At 69.0% G+C, this 20,355-nt stretch carries 17 protein-coding genes; 9 read left to right on the top strand and 8 right to left on the bottom strand.

The window, feature by feature from the left end:
• Positions 1–124: 124 nt before the first annotated feature.
• From mftE to EV375_RS22730, 5 genes are all read left to right on the top strand, one after another.
• Positions 125–931, top strand: coding sequence for a mycofactocin biosynthesis peptidyl-dipeptidase MftE (gene mftE / locus EV375_RS22750; RefSeq protein ID WP_130301270.1), 807 nt, complete (start codon positions 125–127; stop codon positions 929–931).
• Positions 928–1,713, top strand: a complete 786-nt coding sequence (locus tag EV375_RS22745) for a mycofactocin-coupled SDR family oxidoreductase (RefSeq protein ID WP_130301269.1) — start codon at positions 928–930, stop codon at positions 1,711–1,713. Before mftE ends, EV375_RS22745 begins: the two co-directional genes overlap by 4 nt.
• Positions 1,710–3,224 (top strand): mycofactocin biosynthesis glycosyltransferase MftF, encoded by a 1,515-nt coding sequence (gene mftF, locus EV375_RS22740; protein ID WP_130301268.1) that lies wholly within the window; start codon positions 1,710–1,712, stop codon positions 3,222–3,224. The genes EV375_RS22745 and mftF overlap by 4 nt, the downstream gene beginning before the upstream one ends.
• 92 nt (positions 3,225–3,316) lie before the next feature.
• Positions 3,317–5,263: an acetate--CoA ligase gene (acs, locus tag EV375_RS22735; protein WP_130301267.1), complete on the top strand. Its 1,947-nt coding sequence runs from the start codon at positions 3,317–3,319 to the stop codon at positions 5,261–5,263.
• A 113-nt stretch (positions 5,264–5,376) separates the two neighbouring features.
• A complete protein-coding gene (locus EV375_RS22730) occupies positions 5,377–5,997 on the top strand; it encodes an adenylate kinase (protein ID WP_130301266.1) in 621 nt (206 codons plus the stop codon).
• 555 nt (positions 5,998–6,552) lie between these two features.
• Here EV375_RS22730 and EV375_RS22725 read toward each other — a convergent pair.
• Positions 6,553–6,828, bottom strand: a complete 276-nt coding sequence (locus EV375_RS22725; RefSeq protein ID WP_130301265.1) for a hypothetical protein — start codon at positions 6,826–6,828, stop codon at positions 6,553–6,555.
• A 325-nt stretch (positions 6,829–7,153) separates the two neighbouring features.
• On the opposite strand from EV375_RS22725, the gene EV375_RS22720 reads away from it, so the two are divergent.
• From EV375_RS22720 to EV375_RS22705, 4 genes are all read left to right on the top strand, one after another.
• A complete protein-coding gene (locus EV375_RS22720) occupies positions 7,154–8,044 on the top strand; it encodes a transketolase (protein ID WP_130301264.1) in 891 nt (296 codons plus the stop codon).
• Entirely contained in the window at positions 8,044–9,015 is a 972-nt protein-coding gene (locus EV375_RS22715; protein ID WP_130301263.1) for a transketolase C-terminal domain-containing protein, read from the top strand. Before EV375_RS22720 ends, EV375_RS22715 begins: the two co-directional genes overlap by 1 nt.
• Positions 9,012–10,523, top strand: a complete 1,512-nt coding sequence (locus tag EV375_RS22710; RefSeq protein WP_130301262.1) for an FGGY family carbohydrate kinase — start codon at positions 9,012–9,014, stop codon at positions 10,521–10,523. The genes EV375_RS22715 and EV375_RS22710 overlap by 4 nt, the downstream gene beginning before the upstream one ends.
• A 157-nt stretch (positions 10,524–10,680) precedes the next feature.
• Positions 10,681–11,454, top strand: a complete 774-nt coding sequence (locus tag EV375_RS22705; protein ID WP_130301261.1) for an SDR family oxidoreductase — start codon at positions 10,681–10,683, stop codon at positions 11,452–11,454.
• 332 nt (positions 11,455–11,786) lie between these two features.
• On the opposite strand, the gene EV375_RS22700 is transcribed toward EV375_RS22705, so the two are convergent.
• The 7 genes from EV375_RS22700 to EV375_RS22670 form a co-directional block, all read right to left on the bottom strand.
• Positions 11,787–12,740 (bottom strand): sugar-binding transcriptional regulator, encoded by a 954-nt coding sequence (locus EV375_RS22700; RefSeq protein ID WP_207228228.1) that lies wholly within the window; start codon positions 12,738–12,740, stop codon positions 11,787–11,789.
• Between the two features lie 359 nt (positions 12,741–13,099).
• Positions 13,100–14,638 (bottom strand): sugar ABC transporter ATP-binding protein, encoded by a 1,539-nt coding sequence (locus EV375_RS22695; protein WP_486588648.1) that lies wholly within the window; start codon positions 14,636–14,638, stop codon positions 13,100–13,102.
• Positions 14,635–15,597, bottom strand: a complete 963-nt coding sequence (locus tag EV375_RS22690; protein ID WP_486588647.1) for a sugar ABC transporter substrate-binding protein — start codon at positions 15,595–15,597, stop codon at positions 14,635–14,637. Before EV375_RS22690 ends, EV375_RS22695 begins: the two co-directional genes overlap by 4 nt.
• Positions 15,598–15,763: 166 nt before the next feature.
• A complete protein-coding gene (locus EV375_RS22685) occupies positions 15,764–16,783 on the bottom strand; it encodes an ABC transporter permease (protein WP_130301260.1) in 1,020 nt (339 codons plus the stop codon).
• 233 nt (positions 16,784–17,016) lie between these two features.
• Positions 17,017–18,003, bottom strand: coding sequence for a transketolase C-terminal domain-containing protein (locus EV375_RS22680; RefSeq protein WP_130301259.1), 987 nt, complete (start codon positions 18,001–18,003; stop codon positions 17,017–17,019).
• Complete coding sequence (locus EV375_RS22675) at positions 18,000–18,881, bottom strand: transketolase (protein ID WP_130301258.1); 882 nt, start codon at positions 18,879–18,881, stop codon at positions 18,000–18,002. Before EV375_RS22675 ends, EV375_RS22680 begins: the two co-directional genes overlap by 4 nt.
• Before the next feature lie 676 nt (positions 18,882–19,557).
• Positions 19,558–20,346 carry a glucose 1-dehydrogenase gene (locus EV375_RS22670; protein ID WP_130301257.1) on the bottom strand — a complete coding sequence of 263 codons (789 nt, stop codon included), beginning with the start codon at positions 20,344–20,346 and terminating at the stop codon, positions 19,558–19,560.
• Between the last annotated feature and the right edge of the window lie 9 nt (positions 20,347–20,355).

The raw sequence follows: 20,355 nt of genomic DNA, 5'->3' as shown, positions 1-20,355 counted from the left end.
GTCGCGGACACTGCACTCACCCGGCCGTATCCGGCCCCTGCGCCCCGGCCGTGCGGTTGACGAGCCGCCCGCCTTCGCGACGTCGACACATACGCTTCGACACGCAGTACCGGGAGAACAAGCCATGAGCACCCACCTCGCGGACCTGGGCTGGCCGGATCTGACGGAACGCCGCCCTCTCGTGCTGCTGCCGTTCGGGTCCCTTGAACAGCACGGCCCGCACCTCCCCCTGGACACCGACGCCGCGGTCGCCAAGGCAGTCGCCAACCGGGCCGCTGCCCGGCTGGGCGAAGAGCTGGACGTGGTGGTCGCGCCCGTACAGCCCTACGGGGCCAGCGGCGAGCACGAAGGCTTCCCCGGCACGGTGTCCATCGGTCACGCCTCGCTGCGGATGCTGGTCACCGAGATCGGCCGTTCGATGCTGCGCTGGGCAGGCCGTCTCCTGGTGGTCAACGGCCATGGCGGCAACCTGACGAGCCTGAGCGCGGCGGTGACCGGGCTGCGCGGCGAGGGACGGGACGTGGCCTGGTGGCCGTGCGTCCCACCCGGCTCCGACGCACACGCGGGCCGCACCGAGACGTCGATGATGCTGAGCGTCCGGCCGCGAGCGGTGCACGGCGAGCGGGCGGCGGCCGGGCCGACCCAACCGATCCACCTGCTGATGGACCGGCTGCGGGCCGAGTCGGTACGCGGGGTCAGTCCGTCCGGCGTGCTCGGCGATCCGGCCGGTGCCCACCGGGCCGAAGGCGAACAGCTGCTGGAGGGGATGGCCGTCCGGCTCGCCGCGGACATCCGCCGCTGGCAGATCTCCGAGCCCGGCCAACTCGACGCCGCGGAGCCCCGGCCGGAGCACCCACCGGCGGACCGGCACCACCGTGCGGACTCGGCTCGTCAGTTCCCCGGTTCCGCGCATCAGGGAGCCCCCCGATGACCGGCCCCCGGGTGGCCGTCGTCACCGGTGCCGCCCGGGGCATCGGGGCCGCGGCCGTGCGGCGGCTGGCAGAGGACGGCTGGGCGGTGGTCGCGGTGGACCGCTGCGCGGACGACCCCGAAGTCCCGTACCCGCTGGCCAGACCCGGCCAACTGGACACGCTGGAGCGGGACTTCCCCCTGGTGCGTGCCGTCCGCGCTGATGTGCGGGACGCGGCCGCGCTGCGGGACGCCGTGGAGCTGGCCGAGACGGAGTTCGGCGGGCTGGACGCGGCCGTGGCCGCCGCGGCCGTGCTGCTCGGCGGACGCCCGGTGTGGGAGCACTCCGATGCGTACTGGCGGACCCTGCTGGACGTGGACGTCCTGGGCGTCGCACATCTCGCCCGTGCCGCCGTCCCCGCCCTGCTGCGCCGGCCGCAGCCGCGCACCGGGCGGTTCGTCGCGCTCGCCTCGGCCGCCGCGCACCGCGGGCTGTGGGGCCTGGGCGGGTACTGCGCGGCCAAACACGCCGTGGTCGGGCTGGTCCGGTCCCTCGCCTGCGACCTGCAGGGCACCGGCGTGAACGCGGTCGCAGTGTCGCCGGGGTCCACCCGGACGGACATGCTGCAGGCCACCGCCGACCTTTACGGCCTGGCCGACGCGCAGGATCTGGCCGAACACCAGCTGCTGCAACGACTGCTGGAGCCCGAGGAGGTCGCCTCCGTCGTCGCCTTCGCGTGCTCGGAGCCAGCCGCCGCGGTAACCGGAAGCGTGCTGCACGCCGATGGGGGGTTCGCCGGATGACCGCCGCACCGGAACTCGAACCACCGCCCGGGACCCGACTGCCGCACGGCTTCGGCATCGAACTCGACGCACAGGTACACCGGTCACGCGACGGCCGCCTGCTGCTCGGCGGCTCGCCGCCGCGGCTGCTGCGCACGAGCACCAAGGGGGCCCGGCTACTGGCCGACGGCCGATTCACCGTCACCGACCGGGCGACCGCCGCGCTGGCCCGGCGGCTGCTGGACGCCGGAGCGGCGCATCCGCGCCCGCCCGCGCACGCGCCGGGCCAGGCCACGATCGTCGTCCCCGCACGGGACCGGCACGATCTGCTGGACCGGCTGCTGGCGGGCCTGCGCGCCGACCCACAGACCGCGGATCTGCCTGTGCTGGTGGTGGACGACGGTTCCCGGAACCCGGCCGCCGTGGCCGATGCGGCCCGCAAACACGACGCCCGGCTGCTCGTCCACCCGCACAACCTCGGCCCCGCGGCCGCCCGCAACACCGGACTGCAGCACGCGCACACCCCCTACGTGGCGTTCTGCGACTCCGATGTGCGGCCTGAGACAGGATGGCTCGAGCCGCTTCTGGCACAGTTCGCCGACCCCGCGGTGGCGCTCGCCGCGCCCCGGATCGTGGCGGTTCCCGTGTGCCGCCCCGGCCGCCTGGACCGGTACGAGGAGGTTCGCTCCCCGCTGGACATGGGCGCGAGGGAGGGGCCGGTCGTCCCGCTGTCCGCGCTCGCGTACGTGCCCAGCGCCACCATCGTGGTGCGCAGATCCGCCGTCGGTGCGGGCTTCGCCCCCACGATGCGGGTCGCCGAGGACGTGGACCTGTGCCACCGCCTGCACGCCGCCGGCTGGCGGCTGCGTTACGTGCCGCAGTCCAGGGTTGGTCACCAGCACCGCACCGACCTGCGTAGCTGGCTCGCCCAACGCGCCGGGTACGGCACCGGGGCGGCCGATCTGGCGCTGCGGCACCCGGGACAAGTGCCGCCGCTCAACAGCCATCCCTGGTCGCTGGCCGCCTGCGCGCTGCTGCTGCGCGGCGGGCCGGTCCCGGCAGCCTCGGCGGCGGCACTGACCGCGGCGTCCGCCGTACGTCTGGTCCGGCGCATGCCCGATGCCGATACCCCGGTCCGCGCGGGGGTGCTGCTCTCACTCGCGGCACTGCGCGGCACGGCAGAACAGCTGCTTCGCTGCGCCACCCGGCATCATTGGCCGCTCGCCGTGGCCGCCGCGGCGTGCAGCCGCCGTGCCCGGTACGTGCTGCTCGCGGCCGCTGTCGCCGACGGGCTCGCCGACCACCGGCGGTCCGGCGCGGCCCTGAACCCCCTCACGTACACGGCGATCCGTCGACTCGACGATTTCGCGTACGGGTGGGGGGTGTGGCAGGGCGCCTGGCGCCGCCGCACCGCCGCGCCGCTGCTGCCACGCATCGCCCCGTCATGGCTGGACAAGGGCCGCCGCGCCACCCGGACACCGGCCGACGAACCCGCGCGCCAACCTCGCGCCAACCTCGCCCGGCAACAGTGAGCGCTCCGCGAACGGGCACGGCCCCACGGCAGCACCGCTCGCACCTCCTGTTGCGTCACTCATCACCACCCTCACCCCTCGGAGGCCCCCGCATGACCCGGCGAACGGACCGACACACCGATGCCGAGGACCGGACCCCGGACCCTGAACCGGCAAGCGACCGGGACGGGTTCTGGGCGGAGCAGGCAGCCCGGCTGGACTGGGACGCTCCGTGGACGCAGGTGCTGGACTGGTCGGATGCGCCGTTCGCTCGATGGTTCGTCGACGGCCGGTTGAACGTGGCGTACAACTGCGTGGACCGCCATGTCGAAGCGGGCCGCGGCGAGCAGGTCGCCTTCCACTGGGAGGGCGAGCCGGGCGACAGCCGGACCATCACCTACACCGAGCTGCTGCGCGAGGTGTCCAGAACGGCCAACGCGATGCTCTCCCTTGGGCTGACCACCGGTGACCGGGTTGCGATCCAGCTGCCGATGATCCCCGAAGCGGTGTTCGCGATGCTGGCCTGCGCCCGGCTCGGCCTGCCGCACACCGTCGTCTTCGGCGGCTTCTCCCCCGCCGCGCTGCAGTCCCGGATCGAGGACGCCGAGGCGAAGCTGCTGATCACCGCGGACGGCCAGCACCGCAGGGGCCGGGCGGTGGCGCTGAAGGACGGCACGGACGAGGCGGTGAAGAACACGCCGAGCGTCGAGCACGTCCTGGTGGTCCGGCGTACCGGCACCGAAGTTGCCTGGACCGAGGGCCGCGATCTGTGGTGGCACGACCTGGTAGATGCCCAGGCCGATACGCATCGCCCGGAGGCATTCGACGCCGAGCACCCGCTGTTCATCCTCTACACCTCGGGAACCACCGGAAAGCCCAAGGGCATCCTGCACACCTCCGGCGGCTATCTCACCCAGGCCGCGTACACCCACCAGGCGGCCTTCGACCACCGGGCAGGGCAGGACGTCTACTGGTGCACCGCGGACATCGGCTGGATCACCGGGCACTCGTACATCGTCTATGGGCCGCTCGCCAACCGCGCCACCTCGGTCATGTACGAGGGCACACCCAACACCCCTCACGAGGGCCGGCACTTCGAGATAATCCAAAAGCTGGGCGTATCGATCTACTACACCGCGCCCACTCTCATCCGCACCTTCATGAAGTGGGGGGAGCACATCCCCGCGCGCTACGACCTGTCCTCCCTTCGGGTGCTCGGCAGCGTCGGTGAGCCGATCAATCCACAGGCCTGGCTGTGGTATCGGGAGCACATCGGCGGCAACCGCACGCCGGTCGTGGACACGTGGTGGCAGACCGAGACCGGCGCCATCATGATCGCGCCGCTGCCCGGCAACGGAACCGCCCCCAAGCCCGGTTCGGCGCAGACCCCGCTGCCGGGGATCTCCGCCAGGATCGTGGACGACCAAGGCATCGAGGTCGGCAAGGGCGGGTCCGGGTACCTGGTGCTGGACTTCCCTTGGCCTTCCATGCTGCGCGGCGTCTGGGGGGACGCGGAGCGCTTCCGCGAGACGTACTGGTCCCGCTTCGCCCGGCAGGGTTACTACTTCGCCGGTGACGGCGCACGGTACGACGAGGACGGCGACATCTGGCTGCTGGGCCGGGTGGACGACGTCATGAACGTCTCCGGGCATCGGATCTCCACCGCCGAGGTGGAATCAGCGCTGGTCTCTCACCCCGTCGTTGCGGAGGCCGCGGTGGTCGGCGCGGCGGACGCCACGACCGGGCAGGCCGTCGTCGCGTTCGTCATCCCGCGCGGCAGCGCCACGAGCGATGGGGACGCAGCCGAAGAGGACGCGGTCGAGGAAACGATCGCCGCGCTGCGCAACCACGTGGCGCAGCAGATCGGCCCGATCGCCAAGCCCCGCCAGATCATGCTCGTTCCGGAGCTTCCCAAGACCCGCTCGGGCAAGATCATGCGCCGGCTGCTGCGGGACGTCGCTGACCAGCGGGAGATCGGGGACGTCACCACGCTCGCCGACGCGTCCGTCATGAATCTGATCAACAACCACCTCGGCGGCCACGCCGCGAAGAGCGACTGACTCAGCCCCCGCCCTCCGGCCCGGTGCGGGGCGGAGGGCGGGTCCGCTCCGCACCCGCCTCCCGAACCCGCCGCACGCATACCGTGGACGACAACCAGAAAGGACCCTTCCAGATGCGAATCGTCCTCATCGGCCCGCCAGGCGCGGGCAAGGGCACCCAGGCAGCCATCCTCGGCACCGCCCTGGGCGTCCCCCACGTCTCCACCGGCGATCTGTTCCGGGAGCACGTCGGCGGCCGGACCCCACTCGGCCGCCGGGCCTCGGAGTATCTGGACGCCGGCGCCCTGGTCCCCGACGACGTGACCAACGCGATGGTCCGGCAGCGGCTTGCAACCCCCGATACCGGCAAGGGGTTCCTGCTCGACGGCTTCCCGCGGACGACGGCCCAGGCCGACGTCCTGGCGGAGGTTCTCGCGGCAGACGGGCAGCAACTGGACTTCGTAGTGGAGCTCGACGTACCGCAGGACGTGGTGATCCAGCGGCTGCTGAGCCGCGGCCGAACGGACGACACCGAACAGGTCATCCGGCACCGCCTGGAGGTCTACCGCACCCAGACCGCGCCGCTGCTCCGCTATTACGGGGATCTGCTGCTGACCATCCGCGCCACCGGGGCCGTCGAGGACATCGCCCAGCAGGTCCTCGACGCCCTCGACTCCGTACGGGAACGCCGCGAGGCGTCGTCCACCGCACCACGGGCCACGCCCACGAGCACCTCGCGGCCGCTCTCCGCGTAGCGCTGGAAGCGGACCTGGACTTCGGGATCCTTGGGATTCGGCATCCCCTCCTGCCACACGGCACGGCATAGGCCGATCCGCCGCAGGTGACCGACCGTCTCAACGCAGGCCACCAACCGGCTCGAAGCTGCCCTTGATCATCAACCGACCGACCGGAAGCCCCAGTTCAGCACCGTCGTCCTTATGTGTGGGCTCCTGCCGGGGGTACCAGTTACGTTCTGTATTCCTTGCAGGCCAGAGCAAGAACCCGCACCAGCTTTGGAGCCCTTTCGGTCTCTCGCGCGGTTGACCTCGAATGAGGCTGCTTGGCCCTCACATTGGCAACTCACAGGGCGTTACCGCAGATGAGCGAGCCGCACCTCGCGTCAGGAAGTCAACATGGGGCGTCGCAGGTTGGTGCCCTGGCGGTTAACTCCGGCAAGCACCGCGCTCACCCTCTGCGAAAAGCCCTGGTCAGGGAACTCATCGCCTTCTCCGAATGAAGCTGGCCCTTGTTCGTTCCGGTCTCGGGGGACAGCCACGTCTCCATCCTGTACATCGGACGTCGGCACGTGATCATGCGAGCGATGCTCGGCAATCCAGCACTACATCCGCGAATCGCGGCAACCTGCTGACGCGCGAGCGCTGCCCCTCCCGGCCGCCGATGCAATTGGCTTCGAACGTGAAACCCAGCTGCTGACTGTTGCGGGAGTTGGCCATGCCCTCATGCCCACCCGCAGTGTCTTCAACGTCTCCTGTAGGCACGAGGCTCTCTGGATCGGTCACGAGGTAGTCGTGACCGATCCAGATAAAGATCACCTGTACGAGCTCGAAGAAGGGCCAGACCAGCATCTGGCCATATCCGAATCGCCGGCATTCGGTCGTTCGCTTGGTCTGAGGCCCTCGCATCGGCGACGCCCCTGGTCGGGCCGCAGGCGGACCGCCGTCATAGACGTGGCCGTCATCTCGCTCATGCCACCTGCCGGTGCAGCGACTTCAGGGGGACGCCGCCGTCGATCAGCACATCGACGTCGCCGTTGAAGCGGTAACCCTGCCGTTCTTCCACCGGTGTTCCAGCTCCCGCTGGGCCGCCCTGAAGGCTCGTCCCCTTGACTCATGCGGATTCGCAAGCTTCACTTCGATTGAATCGTAACGCAGAGATGAATGGATATTCATCATGACTCTCGTACCAGTCCCCGGCGCCACGGCGCGGCTCGCCGACATCAGGCGCGAGCTGCGCGAGGCGCCCCCGACAGAGCGCGCCGCGCGCCTGAGGGAGCTGGCCTACTCGATCCGCCGCAGTGATCTGGAGATGATCAGCCGGGCCGGTCAGGGGCACATCGGCGGTGACTACTCCGCCGCCGACATCGTCACAGTGCTGTACTTCACGGTCCTCGACGTACGTCCCGAAGAGCCGGAGTGGGCCGAGCGCGACCGCTTCGTGCTCAGCAAGGGGCACGCCGCAGGCATCCTGTACTCGACCCTGGCGCACGCCGGCTTCTTTCCCGAAGCGGAGCTGGCCACGTTCATGGAGCCGCTTTCGCCGCTCAACGGCCACCCCAACCGCCGCAAGGTCCCTGGGGTGGAGACCAGTACTGGTCCGCTGGGACACGGCTTCCCGGTTGCCGTGGGTATGGCGACCGCCGCCAAGCTGGACGGCTCGAACCGGCGCACCTACGTACTCACGGGCGATGGTGAACTGCAGGAAGGGAGCAACTGGGAGGCGGCGATGACCGCGTCTCAGCAACGTCTCGGCCGACTGACCGTGATCGTCGACCGCAACGGCTTCCAGCAGGGCGCCGCCACCGAGGAGACGTCGGGGCTGGACCCGCTCGGCCCCAGGTGGGCCTCCTTCGGCTTCGACGTCCGCACGTTCGACGGCCACGACTACGAGGCTCTCTATCAGGCCCTGAGCGAGGAACGCTCCCCCGATGGCCGCCCCAGGTGCCTGATCGCCGACACGATCAAGGGCAAGGGCGTGTCCTTCATCGAGGACCGCGTGGAGTGGCACCACAAGGTGCCGACCGAGGAACAGACCGCTGCCGCCTTCGAGGAGCTGACCGCCTGATGGGCAACGCCACTGCTGCAACCGCCGAGTTGCACGATTGCCGCAAGACGTTCGCCGAGACCTTGATCGAACTGGCCGAAACGGACGAGCGCACTGTGGCCGTCTGCAACGACTCGGTCGGTTCCTCCAACCTCAAGGAGTTCCAGCAGCGCTTCCCGGACCGGTTGGTCAACGTCGGCATCGCCGAGCAGACCATGGTCGGCGCGGGCGCCGGCCTTGCGAACGGCGGCCGCATCCCGTTCGTCTGTGCCGCGGCCCCCTTCCTCACCGGTCGCGCCCTGGAACAGATCAAGGCAGACGTCGCATACTCCCGCACCAACGTCAAGCTGTGCTCCATGAGCCCGGGCTTCGCTTACGGCCAACTCGGCCCGACTCACCACGGCGTGGAGGACTTCGCCTGGCTGCGCACCCTGCCCGATCTGGTGGTCCTCGCACCGGCCGACCCGGCCGAGACCCGGGAGGCACTGCGCTGGGCCCACCAGCACGACGGGCCCGTCTACCTGCGCATCGGCCGCACAAAGGTGCCGGACCTGACGCCGCACGTCCCCTTCGAGGTCGGCCGGGCTCCGCGTCTGCTCGACGGCGACGACGTTACGCTGATCGCTGTGAGCACGACGGTTTCTGCTGCGCTCGTCGCCGCCGGCAAGCTGGCTGCCGAAGGTGTCGAGGCGCGCGTGCTCAATTTCTCCACCGTCAAGCCGCTGGACCAGGAAGCGGTACTGGCGGCGGCCGCCGAGACCGGCTGCATCGTCACAGTTGAGGAAGCCAACATCCACGGGGGGCTCGGCAGCGCCGTCGCGGAGTTCCTGGCCCCCCGCAAGCCGGTGCCGATGAGGCTCCTCGGCGTGCGCGACGAGTTCACCCCGACGGGCAGCCCGGCCTTCCTGTCCGAGTACTTCGGCATCGATGCCGAAGCCATCGCCCGCGCTGCGCGCGAGCTGACAGGCGCCAAGCAGGAGGCGACGGCATGAGTGCCGTGGGCCAAGGCGCCGCCGTCCTCGCCCTCGACCAGGGCACAAGCGGCACCAAGGGACTGCTCCTCACGGACGACGGACGGGTCGTGGCCACCGCGCACCGCCCGCTGACCCAGCAGTATCCCGAGCCCGGATGGGTCGAGCAGGATCCGGCCGCCCTGTGGCAAAGCGTCACCGAGGTTGCCGAGGTACTCGCCACTGAGGCCGCAGCCCAGAGCAGGTGCATCGTCGGCCTGGGACTGAGCGTTCAGCGTGAGGCCGTCCTGGTCTGGGACCCGGACACCGGCGCCGCGCTGTCGCCGCTCGTCAGCTGGCAGGACCGGCGTACCGCCGAGCGGTGCGCCAAGCTCGCTGCCTCGGCCGAAGGTGAACGGATCAGCAGCCGCACCGGTCTGCCGGTCGACCCGATGTTCTCCGCGACCAAAGCCGAGTGGCTGCTGGACCGACTCGACCCGATCCGCGAGAAATCGGCCGTCGGCCAGCTGCGCGTCGGCACCGTCGATGCCTGGCTGCTGCACCGGCTCACCGGTGGTGCCACCGACGCCACCGAGACCGGCTGCGCCTCCCGCACCCAGCTCGTGCGTCTTGACGACGCCGACTGGGACCCGGAACTGCTCGACCTGTTCCGCATCCCCCGCGCGGCGCTGCCCCGCATCGCCGCCTCGGACGGTGCGGGCGAGGAGCTGGGCCGCACTCGTAATGTCCCGGGCCTCGCGGACGGGCTGCCCATTGCCGCGGTTCTCGGCGACTCCCACGCCGCGCTCTTCGCGCAGAGCCACGGGCACGCGGGCGTGGTGAAGGCCACGTACGGCACCGGAGCCTCGCTCATGGTCCTCAACCCCGAGGGTCGTCGGCCTGCCGACGGCATAGCCGCCACCCTGGCGTGGCGGCGCACCCGTGACGCCGGCGCCGCGCAAGCGCTGGAGGCGAACATTGCCTCCGCCGGCACGGCGATCCGCTGGGCAGCGCATTTGCTCGGCACCGACTCGGCCGGCGTCGCCGCTCTGGCCGCCGATGCGCGGGAGGACGCCGAGGTGTACCTGGTCCCGGCGTTCTCCGGACTGGGCGCGCCGTACTGGGATCGCAGCGCCCGTGCGTTGTTGATCGGAATGGACTTCGACACCGGTCCCGCCGAAGTGGCGTGCGCCGCAGTCGAGTCGATGGCCTTCCAGGTCTCGGACACGCTCGCTCGCTTCGGTACCGTCCTCGGTGGCTCGATCGCCGAACTGCGCGCGGACGGTGGGCCGACGGGCAACGACCGCCTCATGTCACTCCAGGCCGAGCTGACCGGTGCCCCCGTGCTGCGGGCCGGCCGCCGGGAAGTCTCCGCCCTCGGCGCCGCGTACCTGGCCGGCACCGCACTCGGCATCTGGGCCGACGCCGACCTACCCGAACTCACCCCGCACGGCACCCGCTTCACACCGCACGAGGACGACGCATGGCGTAGCCGCCGCATGGCCGGCTGGTACCACGCCGTCGCCTGCTCACGCGGAAGCAACCTCTGACACCGGCCCGGGCCGGTACCCCACGATCAGCTAACGAGTCGCCCCCGTGTCGTCCGCTATCAGTCGGCATCGGCTCGTGCTTCGGGCGGGCGAAAGCCGCCCGACCGCATGCCGGCTCTCCCCAAACCGCCTCACCGCTTTCGAAAAGAGCCGCACCATGGCCTTCAGCCCCGAAGCCTTCTCCCTCAAAGACAAGCCCGCGTTCATCACCGGCGCGGGCAGCGGCATCGGCCAAGCCATCGCGCTGGGCTTCGCCGCCTGCGGCGCCGATGTCGCCTGCTTCGATCGCGATGCCGATGCCGCCCGGGCCACCGCTGATCTGATCGGTGCGGCGGGTGGCAGGGCTGTGGGCATCGATGGGGACGTCACCTCCCCGGAGTCCCTGGCCGAAGCGGTTCGCACGACGGTCGAGTCGATCGGCCGGATCCGCACTGCGGTTAACTGCGCAGGCGTGGCCGGCGCAACCGCCGCCGAGGACATGCCCGCCGAGGATTTCCGCCGTGTCGTCGACATCAACCTCACCGGAGTGTTTCTCAGCGCTCAGGCCGAGGCCCGCGAGATGTTCACCCACGGCGGCGGCTCGATCATCAACATCGCCTCCATGTCCGGCACCATCGCCAACAGGGGGCTGTTGCAGGCCCACTACAACTCCTCCAAGGCCGGCGTCATGCACCTCACGAAGAGCCTGGCAACGGAGTGGGCGCACCGCGGAGTTCGCGTCAACTCGATCAGTCCCGGCTACACCCTCACGCCTATGAACAGGCGGCCCGAGGTGGCCGAACGTCTCAAGGCTTACGCGGACGACACTCCGCTCGCCCGCATCGCCGAAGTCGAGGAGATGGTGGGCCCCGCGGTCTTCCTCGCCTCCGACGCGGCGTCGTTCATGACCGGTTCCGATCTGATCGTCGATGGCGGCTACGTCTGCTGGTGAAGGGCGCCACGCGCCCCTTCCCGCGTTGTGGCCGCGGCCAGGCCACGGCCCCAACGCAGGTGCAAGGACGGCTTCTTGGGCGCGGACTGCATGCCCCATGTGTGGGACTTCCTGCGATCCGGAGCCTCTTCCCTGCCGGGCTTACCGCGCTCAAGGGGCCGCTCAGACGACCGGGCCGGCGCCACCCCCGCCCACGGCCGCTGCACCGGACTCGCCGCCTACGTCAGACCGCGCCGGTCGCCGAACTCCGCTGCTCCCCAGGCGAACCCAGGCGAACCCCGACCTGGCATGCAATCACGTTACGCCGGTCCAGCCGATGCCATTCGCGAGGATCACGCCATCAAGGCCGTTGCCGTCTCCTGATCGGTCACCAGCACATCCACCAAGCCCCCTACCAGTGCCGCCCGGATCGCCTTGTGCTTACGGCTACCGCCGGCCACCCCCATCTTCCGGTGAGCGGCAGCCAGTTGGCCACGGTCGATGCCGACGACTCTGGAGTCCAGTTCGGACTTGACCGGCTGCCCCTGGGCGTCGTAGAAGCGCAAACACACATCGCCCACTGCGCCCAGCTTCTCCAACTCGGCGCGCTCCTCGTCGGAAAAGGCGTTGCCGCTGCGGGCGAGGGTGCTGGACGGAGTGATCTCGCCGATACCCACAAGCGCCACGGCCAGGTCGTCCAGCACGCCCAGGGCCGCTGACACGAACGGGTCCGCACGCAGCGCCTGCGCGGCCTCCTCCGACCCGGCCACACCGGGCGCCTGCAGATAGACGGCATCGCCGTTCACCAACTGCGCCAGTTGCCCGGTCATACGCGAGGCGTGTCCTGCAGCGGCGGGATCCCCGATTCCGCCCACTGCCTGCACGATGCGCACGTCCTTCAACCCGGCGACCGGCTGCATCGCCTGCACCGTGGCGAGCAGGCTGGCGCTCCACGAAGAAAGGCCCACGGTGTCGCCCGAGCGCAGTGTCGTCTGGAGGTAGTAGGCGGCAGCCGCACCGAGATCGCCGAGCATGGCGCTTTCATTGTCCGGAGCAGTCTCGACGACCAGGGCGAGCTTCAACCCGTACCGCTCCTGCAGGCCATCCTCCAGGTCCGGGTGGGTGCCGGAGGGTGGCGTCACGGTGATGCGCACGATGCCCTTTTCCTGCGCCTTCTTCAGCAGCCGTGACACCTTCGCCTGCGACAGATCCAGACGGGCCGCGATCTCCGGCTGTCGAACGCCCTGAAGGTGGTACAGCCGGGCCACATGCGTCATCATCCGCAGTTCCTCGCCGACAACCGCCACCGGCACCCCTCCCCTGTCGCCTCATGCGTCTCAAGCCGCAATGACGCATGCGTAGTCACGATTGCTTCAACAGTCCTGCATAGATATTCGCACAAGTCCGGGTGGAGGTGCACATCCGATCTGTGGGCGCAGCGGAGGTGACGTGACCGGTCGTGTGGCTCATGGGAACGGTCGGTCAACTCACAGGCTTCAGGCTTCGCTTGCCCGTTGGCTCAAATCAGGAGCGAGCGCTGTGGGAGACCCTGGGCAGTTCACGTCGACGATCAGACATCAGCAGGGTGCGGGCGACCCACTCGTCAGTCGCGGGTCGCCCGCCGACTGTCGCCATGCCGCTGTGAACGCCCGGCACCCGTTGGCCGTCATGCGGTGGCAAGGCGCATGACGGCGGCATCCGTCGCCTCCTCGGCCGGCAGAATGCCCTGCTGCCTCCCTCGGCTGAGGACAAGCACACGGTGGGAGAGTCCGAGGACCTCGTCGAGGTCGGAGCTGACCACGACGACGGCCATTCCGGATCGAGCCAGGTCCGCAATCACTTCATAGATCGCAGCCCGGGCTCCGACATCGATGCCGCGGGTGGGCTCGTCCAGGATGACGACCTTCGGTTTTCGCTCCAGCCACTTGGCGATGACGACCTTCTGCTGGTTGCCACCGGACAGCGCGCGTACCGGCTGGTTGGCCCGTCCCTTGATAGTCATGAGCCCGATCGCGTCGGTGGCGATCTCGGTGACGCGCCGAGGAGTCAGCCACCCACGGTTGGCGATGCGGTCGAGGTTCGGCAGCGCCACGTTGTCGCCGATCGACAGGTCTAGCACGGCGCCCTGGGCCTTGCGGTCCTCGGGAACCAGAGCCACACCCGCCTGATTGGCATCCCGGGGTCCGCGCAGCCGCAGCACCTCTCCATCGACCGCCACGGACCCCGCGGTCACCGGGTCAACGCCCGCGATGGCCCGCACCAGTTCGGTGCGACCGGCACCGACGATCCCCGCGACGCCGAACACTTCGCCCTCGTGCACATTGAAGGACACATCATGGAACGAGGGGTTGGTCAGACCCTCCACACGAAGCACCTCACGCCGCCCCGGAGTTCCACGGTCCGGGAAGATGCGCTCAACGCTGCGCCCCACCATCTCCTCGACGAGCTGAGGCACGGGCACTTGAGCGGACGGATGGGTGGCGACTCGCCGTCCATCCCGCATCACCACGATGCGGTCGCAGATGCGCGCGATCTCCTTGAGCCGGTGGCTGACGTAGATGAAGGACACACCTTCCTTCCGCAGCGCATCGATGCGCTCGAAGAGGTGCTCGGTCTCCTCGCCGCCGAGAGCAGCCGTGGGCTCGTCGAGGATCAGCAGCCTCGCGTTGAGGGTCAGGGCCTTGGCGATCTCGACCTGCTGCTGCGCCGCCACGCGCAAGGTGCGCACCAGCCGAGTAGGGGCGATGTCGAGCCCGAGGCGGCGCAGCTGTTCCTCCGCGCGTCTGTTCATCTCCGCACGGTCGATCCGTCCCCCGCGGCACGGGAGCCGGCCGAGGAAGACGTTCTCCGCGACCGAGAGGTCAGGAAGCAGAGTCGTCTCCTGGTGGATTAGCCCGATGCCGTGATTGATGGCATCCCCCGGCGACTTCGGCTCGTACGGCAGTCCACCCCAGGTCATCTCACCGGTGTCGGCGGCGAATGTACCTGCGACGACGTTGGCCAAGGTGGACTTGCCCGCACCGTTCTCGCCCAGCAGCGCCACCACTTCACCTGGGCGTATGTCGAGATCGACGTCGTCGAGGGCCTGGGTGGGGCCAAAGCGCTTCGACGCTCCCCTTAGCACGAGGCCCTTGTGGGCCCCCTCCGACCCGTCCGCCGGGCGCGAGCTGACGTTCGTCATGGCGATGTTCGTCCTCACGCTCACGGGTGCTTCTTGATGTACTGGGCGGCCTTCGCCTTGTCGTCCTTGGTCAGGAGGTAGGCAGGCAGAAGCTGTTTGGCGGGGACCTTCTTCTTGTTCAGGATGTCCATCACGGTGCTGACCGACATCCGGCCCATCTTCTGCGTCTGCTGAACCATGGTGGCGTCGATGGTGCCCTTGCGGACTGCCTTCATGCCTGCGAAGTCGCCGTCGAACCCGACGATCAGACGCTTCTTCCCGCCGACGCCCTTGGCCGCCTGTGCGGCACCGAGCGCCATCGCATCCGCCTGACCCCACATGATGTCGATGTCCGGGTGGGCCTGGAGCATGTCCTGGGAGACCTTGTACGCCTGGTCCTGGGCCCAGTCGGCAGGCTGCTGCGAGACCACCTTGACGCCGGGTGCATCGGCGAGCGCCTTCCCGAAGCCCTTCTGCCGGTCCACCTGCGGGGTGGTCCCGATCTGGCCCTGAAGGATGCCCAGCCGGCCCTTGCCGTCCTTCTTCTTGACCACCCAGTCGCCGAGCGTCTTTGCGGCAGCGACGCTGTCGGTGGCGATGAACGACTTACCCGGCGCGCTCGGCGGATTGCGGTCGACCGTGACGACGGGAATGTTGGCGCGCTTTGCCGCCTTCACCGGCACACCGGCCGCCGTGGCGCCTGCGGGGATGTAGATGATGGCGCTTACCTGTTGGCTGATGAAGTCCTGGATCTGGTTGACCTGCGTGGAGGCGTCGCCCTTGGCGTCGGAGACCACGACCTCGACGCCTTCCTTCTTGGCCTTGGCCTCCACGGACTGCTTGATCTGGTTGAAGAAGTCGGCCTGGAGGTTGGCCACGGACAGACCGATCCTCACCGGCTTGCCATCGGCCGTCTTCGTACCACCATCGCCCCTTCCGCAAGCGGTGGCGCTCAGTGCAAGGGCGGCAACGATGGTGGTGGCCATCACGCGTTGGGTCTTCATGAGAACTGCTCCTAGTGGACTGCCTCCCAGCAACTGGGAGAGTGGTGGGTTGGGGAAGTGAGTTGGGTCGTGGAGAAGCCGCAGGGGGACGGCCGTCAGGAACGGGATCGTTCACGGGGGAACTGCCGGAATGGCGGTGGCTTCGCCGAACGCCGCCGCCCCACCGTCACTGGGCTTTGCGTCGGCGCAGGACGTCGAGCATGACCGCCAGCGCGATCACCACGCCGATGACGACCTGCTGTACGAACGGGGAGACGCCGAGCAGGTTCAGCCCATTGCGCAGGACTCCGATGATGAGGACGCCGAACACGGTTCCGGTGACGGAGCCGACACCGCCTTTCAGGCTCGCGCCACCGATCACCACGGCGGCGATCGCGTCGAGTTCAAGGTTCAATCCGGCGCTGGGCTGCGAGGAGTCCAGCCGCATCGCAAGGAAGACCCCGGCCACGCCGGCCAGGAGACCGGCGACGGTGTAGACGAGAACCGTCGTCTTCCGCACGCCGATGCCAGCGAGCCGCGCGACCTCAGAGCTCCCGCCGATGGCATACAGCGCGCGTCCGCCGGCCCGATAGCGCATGTAGGCCCAACCCGCCACGTACAGCACCACCAGCGCGAATGTCGTCACGGTGAAGATGCTGAGGTAGCGCACGGTGGACAGATTCCCGAACCACTCCGGGTAACCGACGATCTGCTTACCGTCGGTGATGACGTTGGCCAGACCACGGGCGATCGACATCATCGCGAGGGTGGCTATGAAGGGAGGCAGTTTGGTGAAGGTGATGCCCAGACCGTTGGCCAGACCGCACGCCCCCGCGACGCCGATCGCGACAATCGCACTGAGCCATATCGGCCATCCCTGATCGTGGGAGAGCCAGCCGAGCACCATGGTTGCCAAGGCGAGCACGGAACCGACCGACAGGTCGATGCCGCCCATCACGATCACAGCGGTCATCCCGAGCGAGAGCAGACCGAGGATCACCGTCTGGTCGACGATGTTCAGCAGGTTGTTCTGGGTGAGGAAGTACGGCGTCGCGATGAAGAAGACGACGCACATGCCGAGCAGGCCCAGCGCCGGGCCTCGCGACCCGGTGAGCAGTCCCGTCACCCAGGACGGTGCTCGCAGGCGCCGTGCCACCGGCTGAATCTCTGTGTCAACGGGCGTCGCCGCGTCTTTGGTCACGCTCATCAGTACCTACTAATGGGGAGTTGTGCATATGTCTGTCGCTGGGGGCAGGTCATCGCCCGTTCGTGTCAGGTCGTCGGAGAGCTCGTCGCGCCGGGCGCGCAGGGGGCCCACGAGCGTCGTCTGCGGTGCGCCGGTTGGCGCGCGGGGACGCGACCCGCTGCGCACTGAGATCCGCAGCGGCACGTGAGGCGTCCTGCGCGTACGGGCACCCGGCGACCACAGGGCTCACCTGCTCAACTGCTTTCACGGGCTCCGCCCCGGGTCTGGGACAGCAGCTCGCGCACTGCGGCCACGATGCCGTCTGCGTTCAGTCCGAAGTGCTCCAGCAGGAAGGCGGCACTTCCGGTGGGTGCGAACCTCCGGTGCACGCCCAGGATTCGCATGGGGACGGGATGGTTCTGTACGACGACGCCGGCCACCGCCGCGCCGAGCCCACCCGTCGTGGTCGCCTCCTCGGCCGTAACGATGCCCCGGGTCTCCCGGGCCGCCCGTAGGACCGCCTCGACGTCCAGCGGCTCGACGAAGGTCATGTTCAGCACCCGTACGCCAAGGCCTTCGGCCCGCAGAGTCTCGGCGGCGACCAGGGCGCGGGAGACCATGGTCCCTACGGCCATGACCGTGATGTCGTCACCTTCGGTGAGTTCGATGCTGCGGCCGGTCTCGAAGGGTGCGTAATCCGGTGTGACGGAGGGGACCTTGAACCGCGGTATGCGCAGGTAGGTGGGGCCGGGCTGCTCGGCCGCCCAGCGCATGGCGGCGCGGGTTTGGGCATTGTCCGCGGGCACGACGACGGTCAGTTCGGCGATGGCCCGCATCCACGAGAGGTCCTCGATCGAATGGTGGGTGGGCCCCAGTTCCCCATAGGCCATGCCGGGGCTCTGACCGCAGAGCACCACGGGAAGGCCGTTGTAGGCGGCGTCGGTCTTGATCTGTTCGGTGGCCCGGCCTGTGAGGAACGGACCCGCCGCGCTGACGAAGGGGATCAAACCGCCTATCGCCAGTCCGGCACCGACGCCGACGAGGTCCTGCTCGGCGATCCCGACGTTGATGAGGCGCTCGGGGTAGAGCTCCCGGAAACGGACGAGGTTGCTGGAGCCGACGGAGTCGTTGCAGACGGCGACAATCCGCTCGTCCTCGGCGGCCATGGCGATCAGCTCATCGGCGAAGGCCTTGCGGCAGTCGTAGGTCTGCGGGCTGTCGGGCACAAGTTCGGCAGTCATCGGCTGAGTTCCTCCAGCGCGGCGCGAACCTGTACGGCGTCAGGGATCTTGTGGTGCCACTCGACGCGGTCCTCGATGAAGGACACGCCCTTGCCTTTGACGGTGCGGGCCAGCACGGCCACCGGTCGGCCGGTCATGGAGGGACGCAACGCGGTCAGCAGCTGCTCGTGATCGTGTCCGTCGACGTCGCGCGTCTCCCACCCGAAGCTGACCCACTTGTCCGCGAGCGGCTCCAGCCCCTTGGTCTCCTCGGTAGGGGCCCCCTGCTGGAGGCGGTTACGGTCGACGATCACCGTGAGGGAACCGAGGCGGTAGTGCGCGGCAGTCATCGCCGCCTCCCAGTTGCTGCCCTCCTGCAGCTCACCGTCCCCGAGAACGACGAAGGTGCGGTACGAGCGGCCCGACAGCTTGGCCGCCAGCGCACAGCCGACTCCGACGGGGAAGCCGTGCCCGAGCGGTCCGGTGTTCGTCTCGACTCCCGGCACCGCTTTCCGGTTCGGGTGGCCGTTGAGCGGGGACAGCTTGGCCATAAAGGTGGACAGCTCGGAAACCGGGAAAAAGCCGCTGTGAGCGAGCGTCGCGTACAGGGCCGACGCGCAGTGCCCCTTGCTGAGGATGAAACGGTCACGGTCGGGCTTGTGCGGGTCCTCGGGATCCACATCGAGGACACCCCCGAACAGCGTGACCAGGATGTCGGTCACCGACAGGTCGCCGCCGATGTGGCCGAGCCGGGCCCGGTCGATCATGTCCACGATGCTGCGGCGCACCTCGCTGGAGAGGTGCCGAAGATCGCTGAGGTGGCCGGCGGGGTCTTCGTCGGCGATACGCCGACGCCGCGCCCGGAACCGTCCGGCACCGTCTGGGTCTGTACTGAGCATCTGGAAACGTCCTTGATTGCCGAGCCCTCGGGGCCGATAGCCCTCGCGGCACTGACCGGAGTGACTGGTGGTTCCCGGCGGAGCTGGAACTGAGGCAGTAGCGGAGGAGGCCCGCACCACAGTAGATGAATATCTAGTCAGCAGTGAATCGTAACGCTCGCGTCATACTGATGCCGCCTCCGCCGCATGTCAATGGGTTGAATCCGAATACCGCAGAGCACCCCTGTGCTCTCGACGAGACGCTGAAACCGTGGGTGTTCTGGGCGTACGGGGCCGTCCAGGCGCCGATCGTGCGCAGGGGACGAGGCCGCGCTGTCTCGTCCAAAACATGCTGCGATGCCGGCGGGGCTGGCGCCGCACGGCTGAAGGCGTCGAGGGTCTGATCCCGGCGGTGGTCAGCGTCTCGGCATCGGTGGTGTCGGCGCTTACGGCCAGCGCAGCTTACGGCCAGCGCGCATCCACCCGCGGTGGCGATCTGGTCGCGGTCTCCTGGACAGCGTTGAGGTCGAGACACGTCACATCAGCGCCCGAGGCGGGGAATCCGAGGGCGATGGCCTCACCGATCCACTGACGGGGGCTGGCCTACCCTTCAGGGAGCGAGGGGCCGGGGCTGAAAACGGTCTCGCGGAGGGTCGCTTCCTCTACGAGAGGTGGTCGGGAGCAGGTAAGCGGTGCCTCAGCTCATGAACATGCCGCCGTCGATGTTGATCGTCTGACCTGTGACGTACTCGGCCTCTTTGCTCGCGAGGAAGAGCAGGACGTTTGCGATGTCGTCGGGCGTGCCGGCGCGTCCAGCCGGGATACCGGCCACCCACTCCTTCATCAGCTCACCGGGTTCGTAGTCGCCGAGCAACTCGCCCCAGACCCGGTCGTTGTAGTCCCACATGTCGCTGCCGACGATGCCGGGTGCATAGGCATTGACGGTGATGCCCTCGGGCGCGAGTTCCTTGGCCAAGCTCTGGGTGATGCCCACGACGCCGAACTTGGACGCGGCGTAGTGCGGTGTGTACACGAAGCCCTGCCGGGACTGCCCGGAGGCGGCATTGAGGATGCGCCCGGGGGTCTTGTGGCGGCGCATGACGGCTGCGGCGGCCTGTGCGCACAGGAAGACGCCCTTGGTGTTGACCGTCAACACACGGTCCCAGTCCCGCTCGCTCAGGTCGGCGAGTCGGCTGATGGTGATGACACCGGCGTTCTGTATCGAGACATCGACGCCGCCGAAGACTGACTCGGCCGTCTTGTACAGCGCGGCCACCTGGTCGGGGCTGCTGACATCGGTGGGGCAGGCGTGCGCGGAGTGGCCCTCGGCGGTGAGGTGTTCGGCGACTTCGTGCACAGCCTCGTCCATGTCCGCGAGGACGACGCGGGCGCCTTCACCAGCGAAGCGCACTGCGATACCGCGTCCGATGCCGCGGGCCGCGCCGGTGACGACCACCGTCTTCCCCGCGTAGCGCTGCTCTGTCATATGGAGGAC

The sequence above is a fragment of the Streptomyces sp. CNZ301 genome (assembly GCF_004217425.1).
Note: the sequence above shows the minus strand (reverse complement) of the source record. Positions and strands in the feature narration are given on the sequence as shown.

Coding starts and splice junctions, on each gene's coding strand:
- mftE (WP_130301270.1), top strand. CDS start 125: ATGAGCACCCACCTCGCGGACCTGGGCTGGCCGGATCTGACGGAACGC.
- EV375_RS22745 (WP_130301269.1), top strand. CDS start 928: ATGACCGGCCCCCGGGTGGCCGTCGTCACCGGTGCCGCCCGGGGCATC.
- mftF (WP_130301268.1), top strand. CDS start 1,710: ATGACCGCCGCACCGGAACTCGAACCACCGCCCGGGACCCGACTGCCG.
- acs (WP_130301267.1), top strand. CDS start 3,317: ATGACCCGGCGAACGGACCGACACACCGATGCCGAGGACCGGACCCCG.
- EV375_RS22730 (WP_130301266.1), top strand. CDS start 5,377: ATGCGAATCGTCCTCATCGGCCCGCCAGGCGCGGGCAAGGGCACCCAG.
- EV375_RS22725 (WP_130301265.1), bottom strand. CDS start 6,828: ATGCTGGTCTGGCCCTTCTTCGAGCTCGTACAGGTGATCTTTATCTGG.
- EV375_RS22720 (WP_130301264.1), top strand. CDS start 7,154: ATGACTCTCGTACCAGTCCCCGGCGCCACGGCGCGGCTCGCCGACATC.
- EV375_RS22715 (WP_130301263.1), top strand. CDS start 8,044: ATGGGCAACGCCACTGCTGCAACCGCCGAGTTGCACGATTGCCGCAAG.
- EV375_RS22710 (WP_130301262.1), top strand. CDS start 9,012: ATGAGTGCCGTGGGCCAAGGCGCCGCCGTCCTCGCCCTCGACCAGGGC.
- EV375_RS22705 (WP_130301261.1), top strand. CDS start 10,681: ATGGCCTTCAGCCCCGAAGCCTTCTCCCTCAAAGACAAGCCCGCGTTC.
- EV375_RS22690 (WP_486588647.1), bottom strand. CDS start 15,597: ATGAAGACCCAACGCGTGATGGCCACCACCATCGTTGCCGCCCTTGCA.
- EV375_RS22685 (WP_130301260.1), bottom strand. CDS start 16,783: ATGAGCGTGACCAAAGACGCGGCGACGCCCGTTGACACAGAGATTCAG.
- EV375_RS22680 (WP_130301259.1), bottom strand. CDS start 18,003: ATGACTGCCGAACTTGTGCCCGACAGCCCGCAGACCTACGACTGCCGC.
- EV375_RS22675 (WP_130301258.1), bottom strand. CDS start 18,881: ATGCTCAGTACAGACCCAGACGGTGCCGGACGGTTCCGGGCGCGGCGT.
- EV375_RS22670 (WP_130301257.1), bottom strand. CDS start 20,346: ATGACAGAGCAGCGCTACGCGGGGAAGACGGTGGTCGTCACCGGCGCG.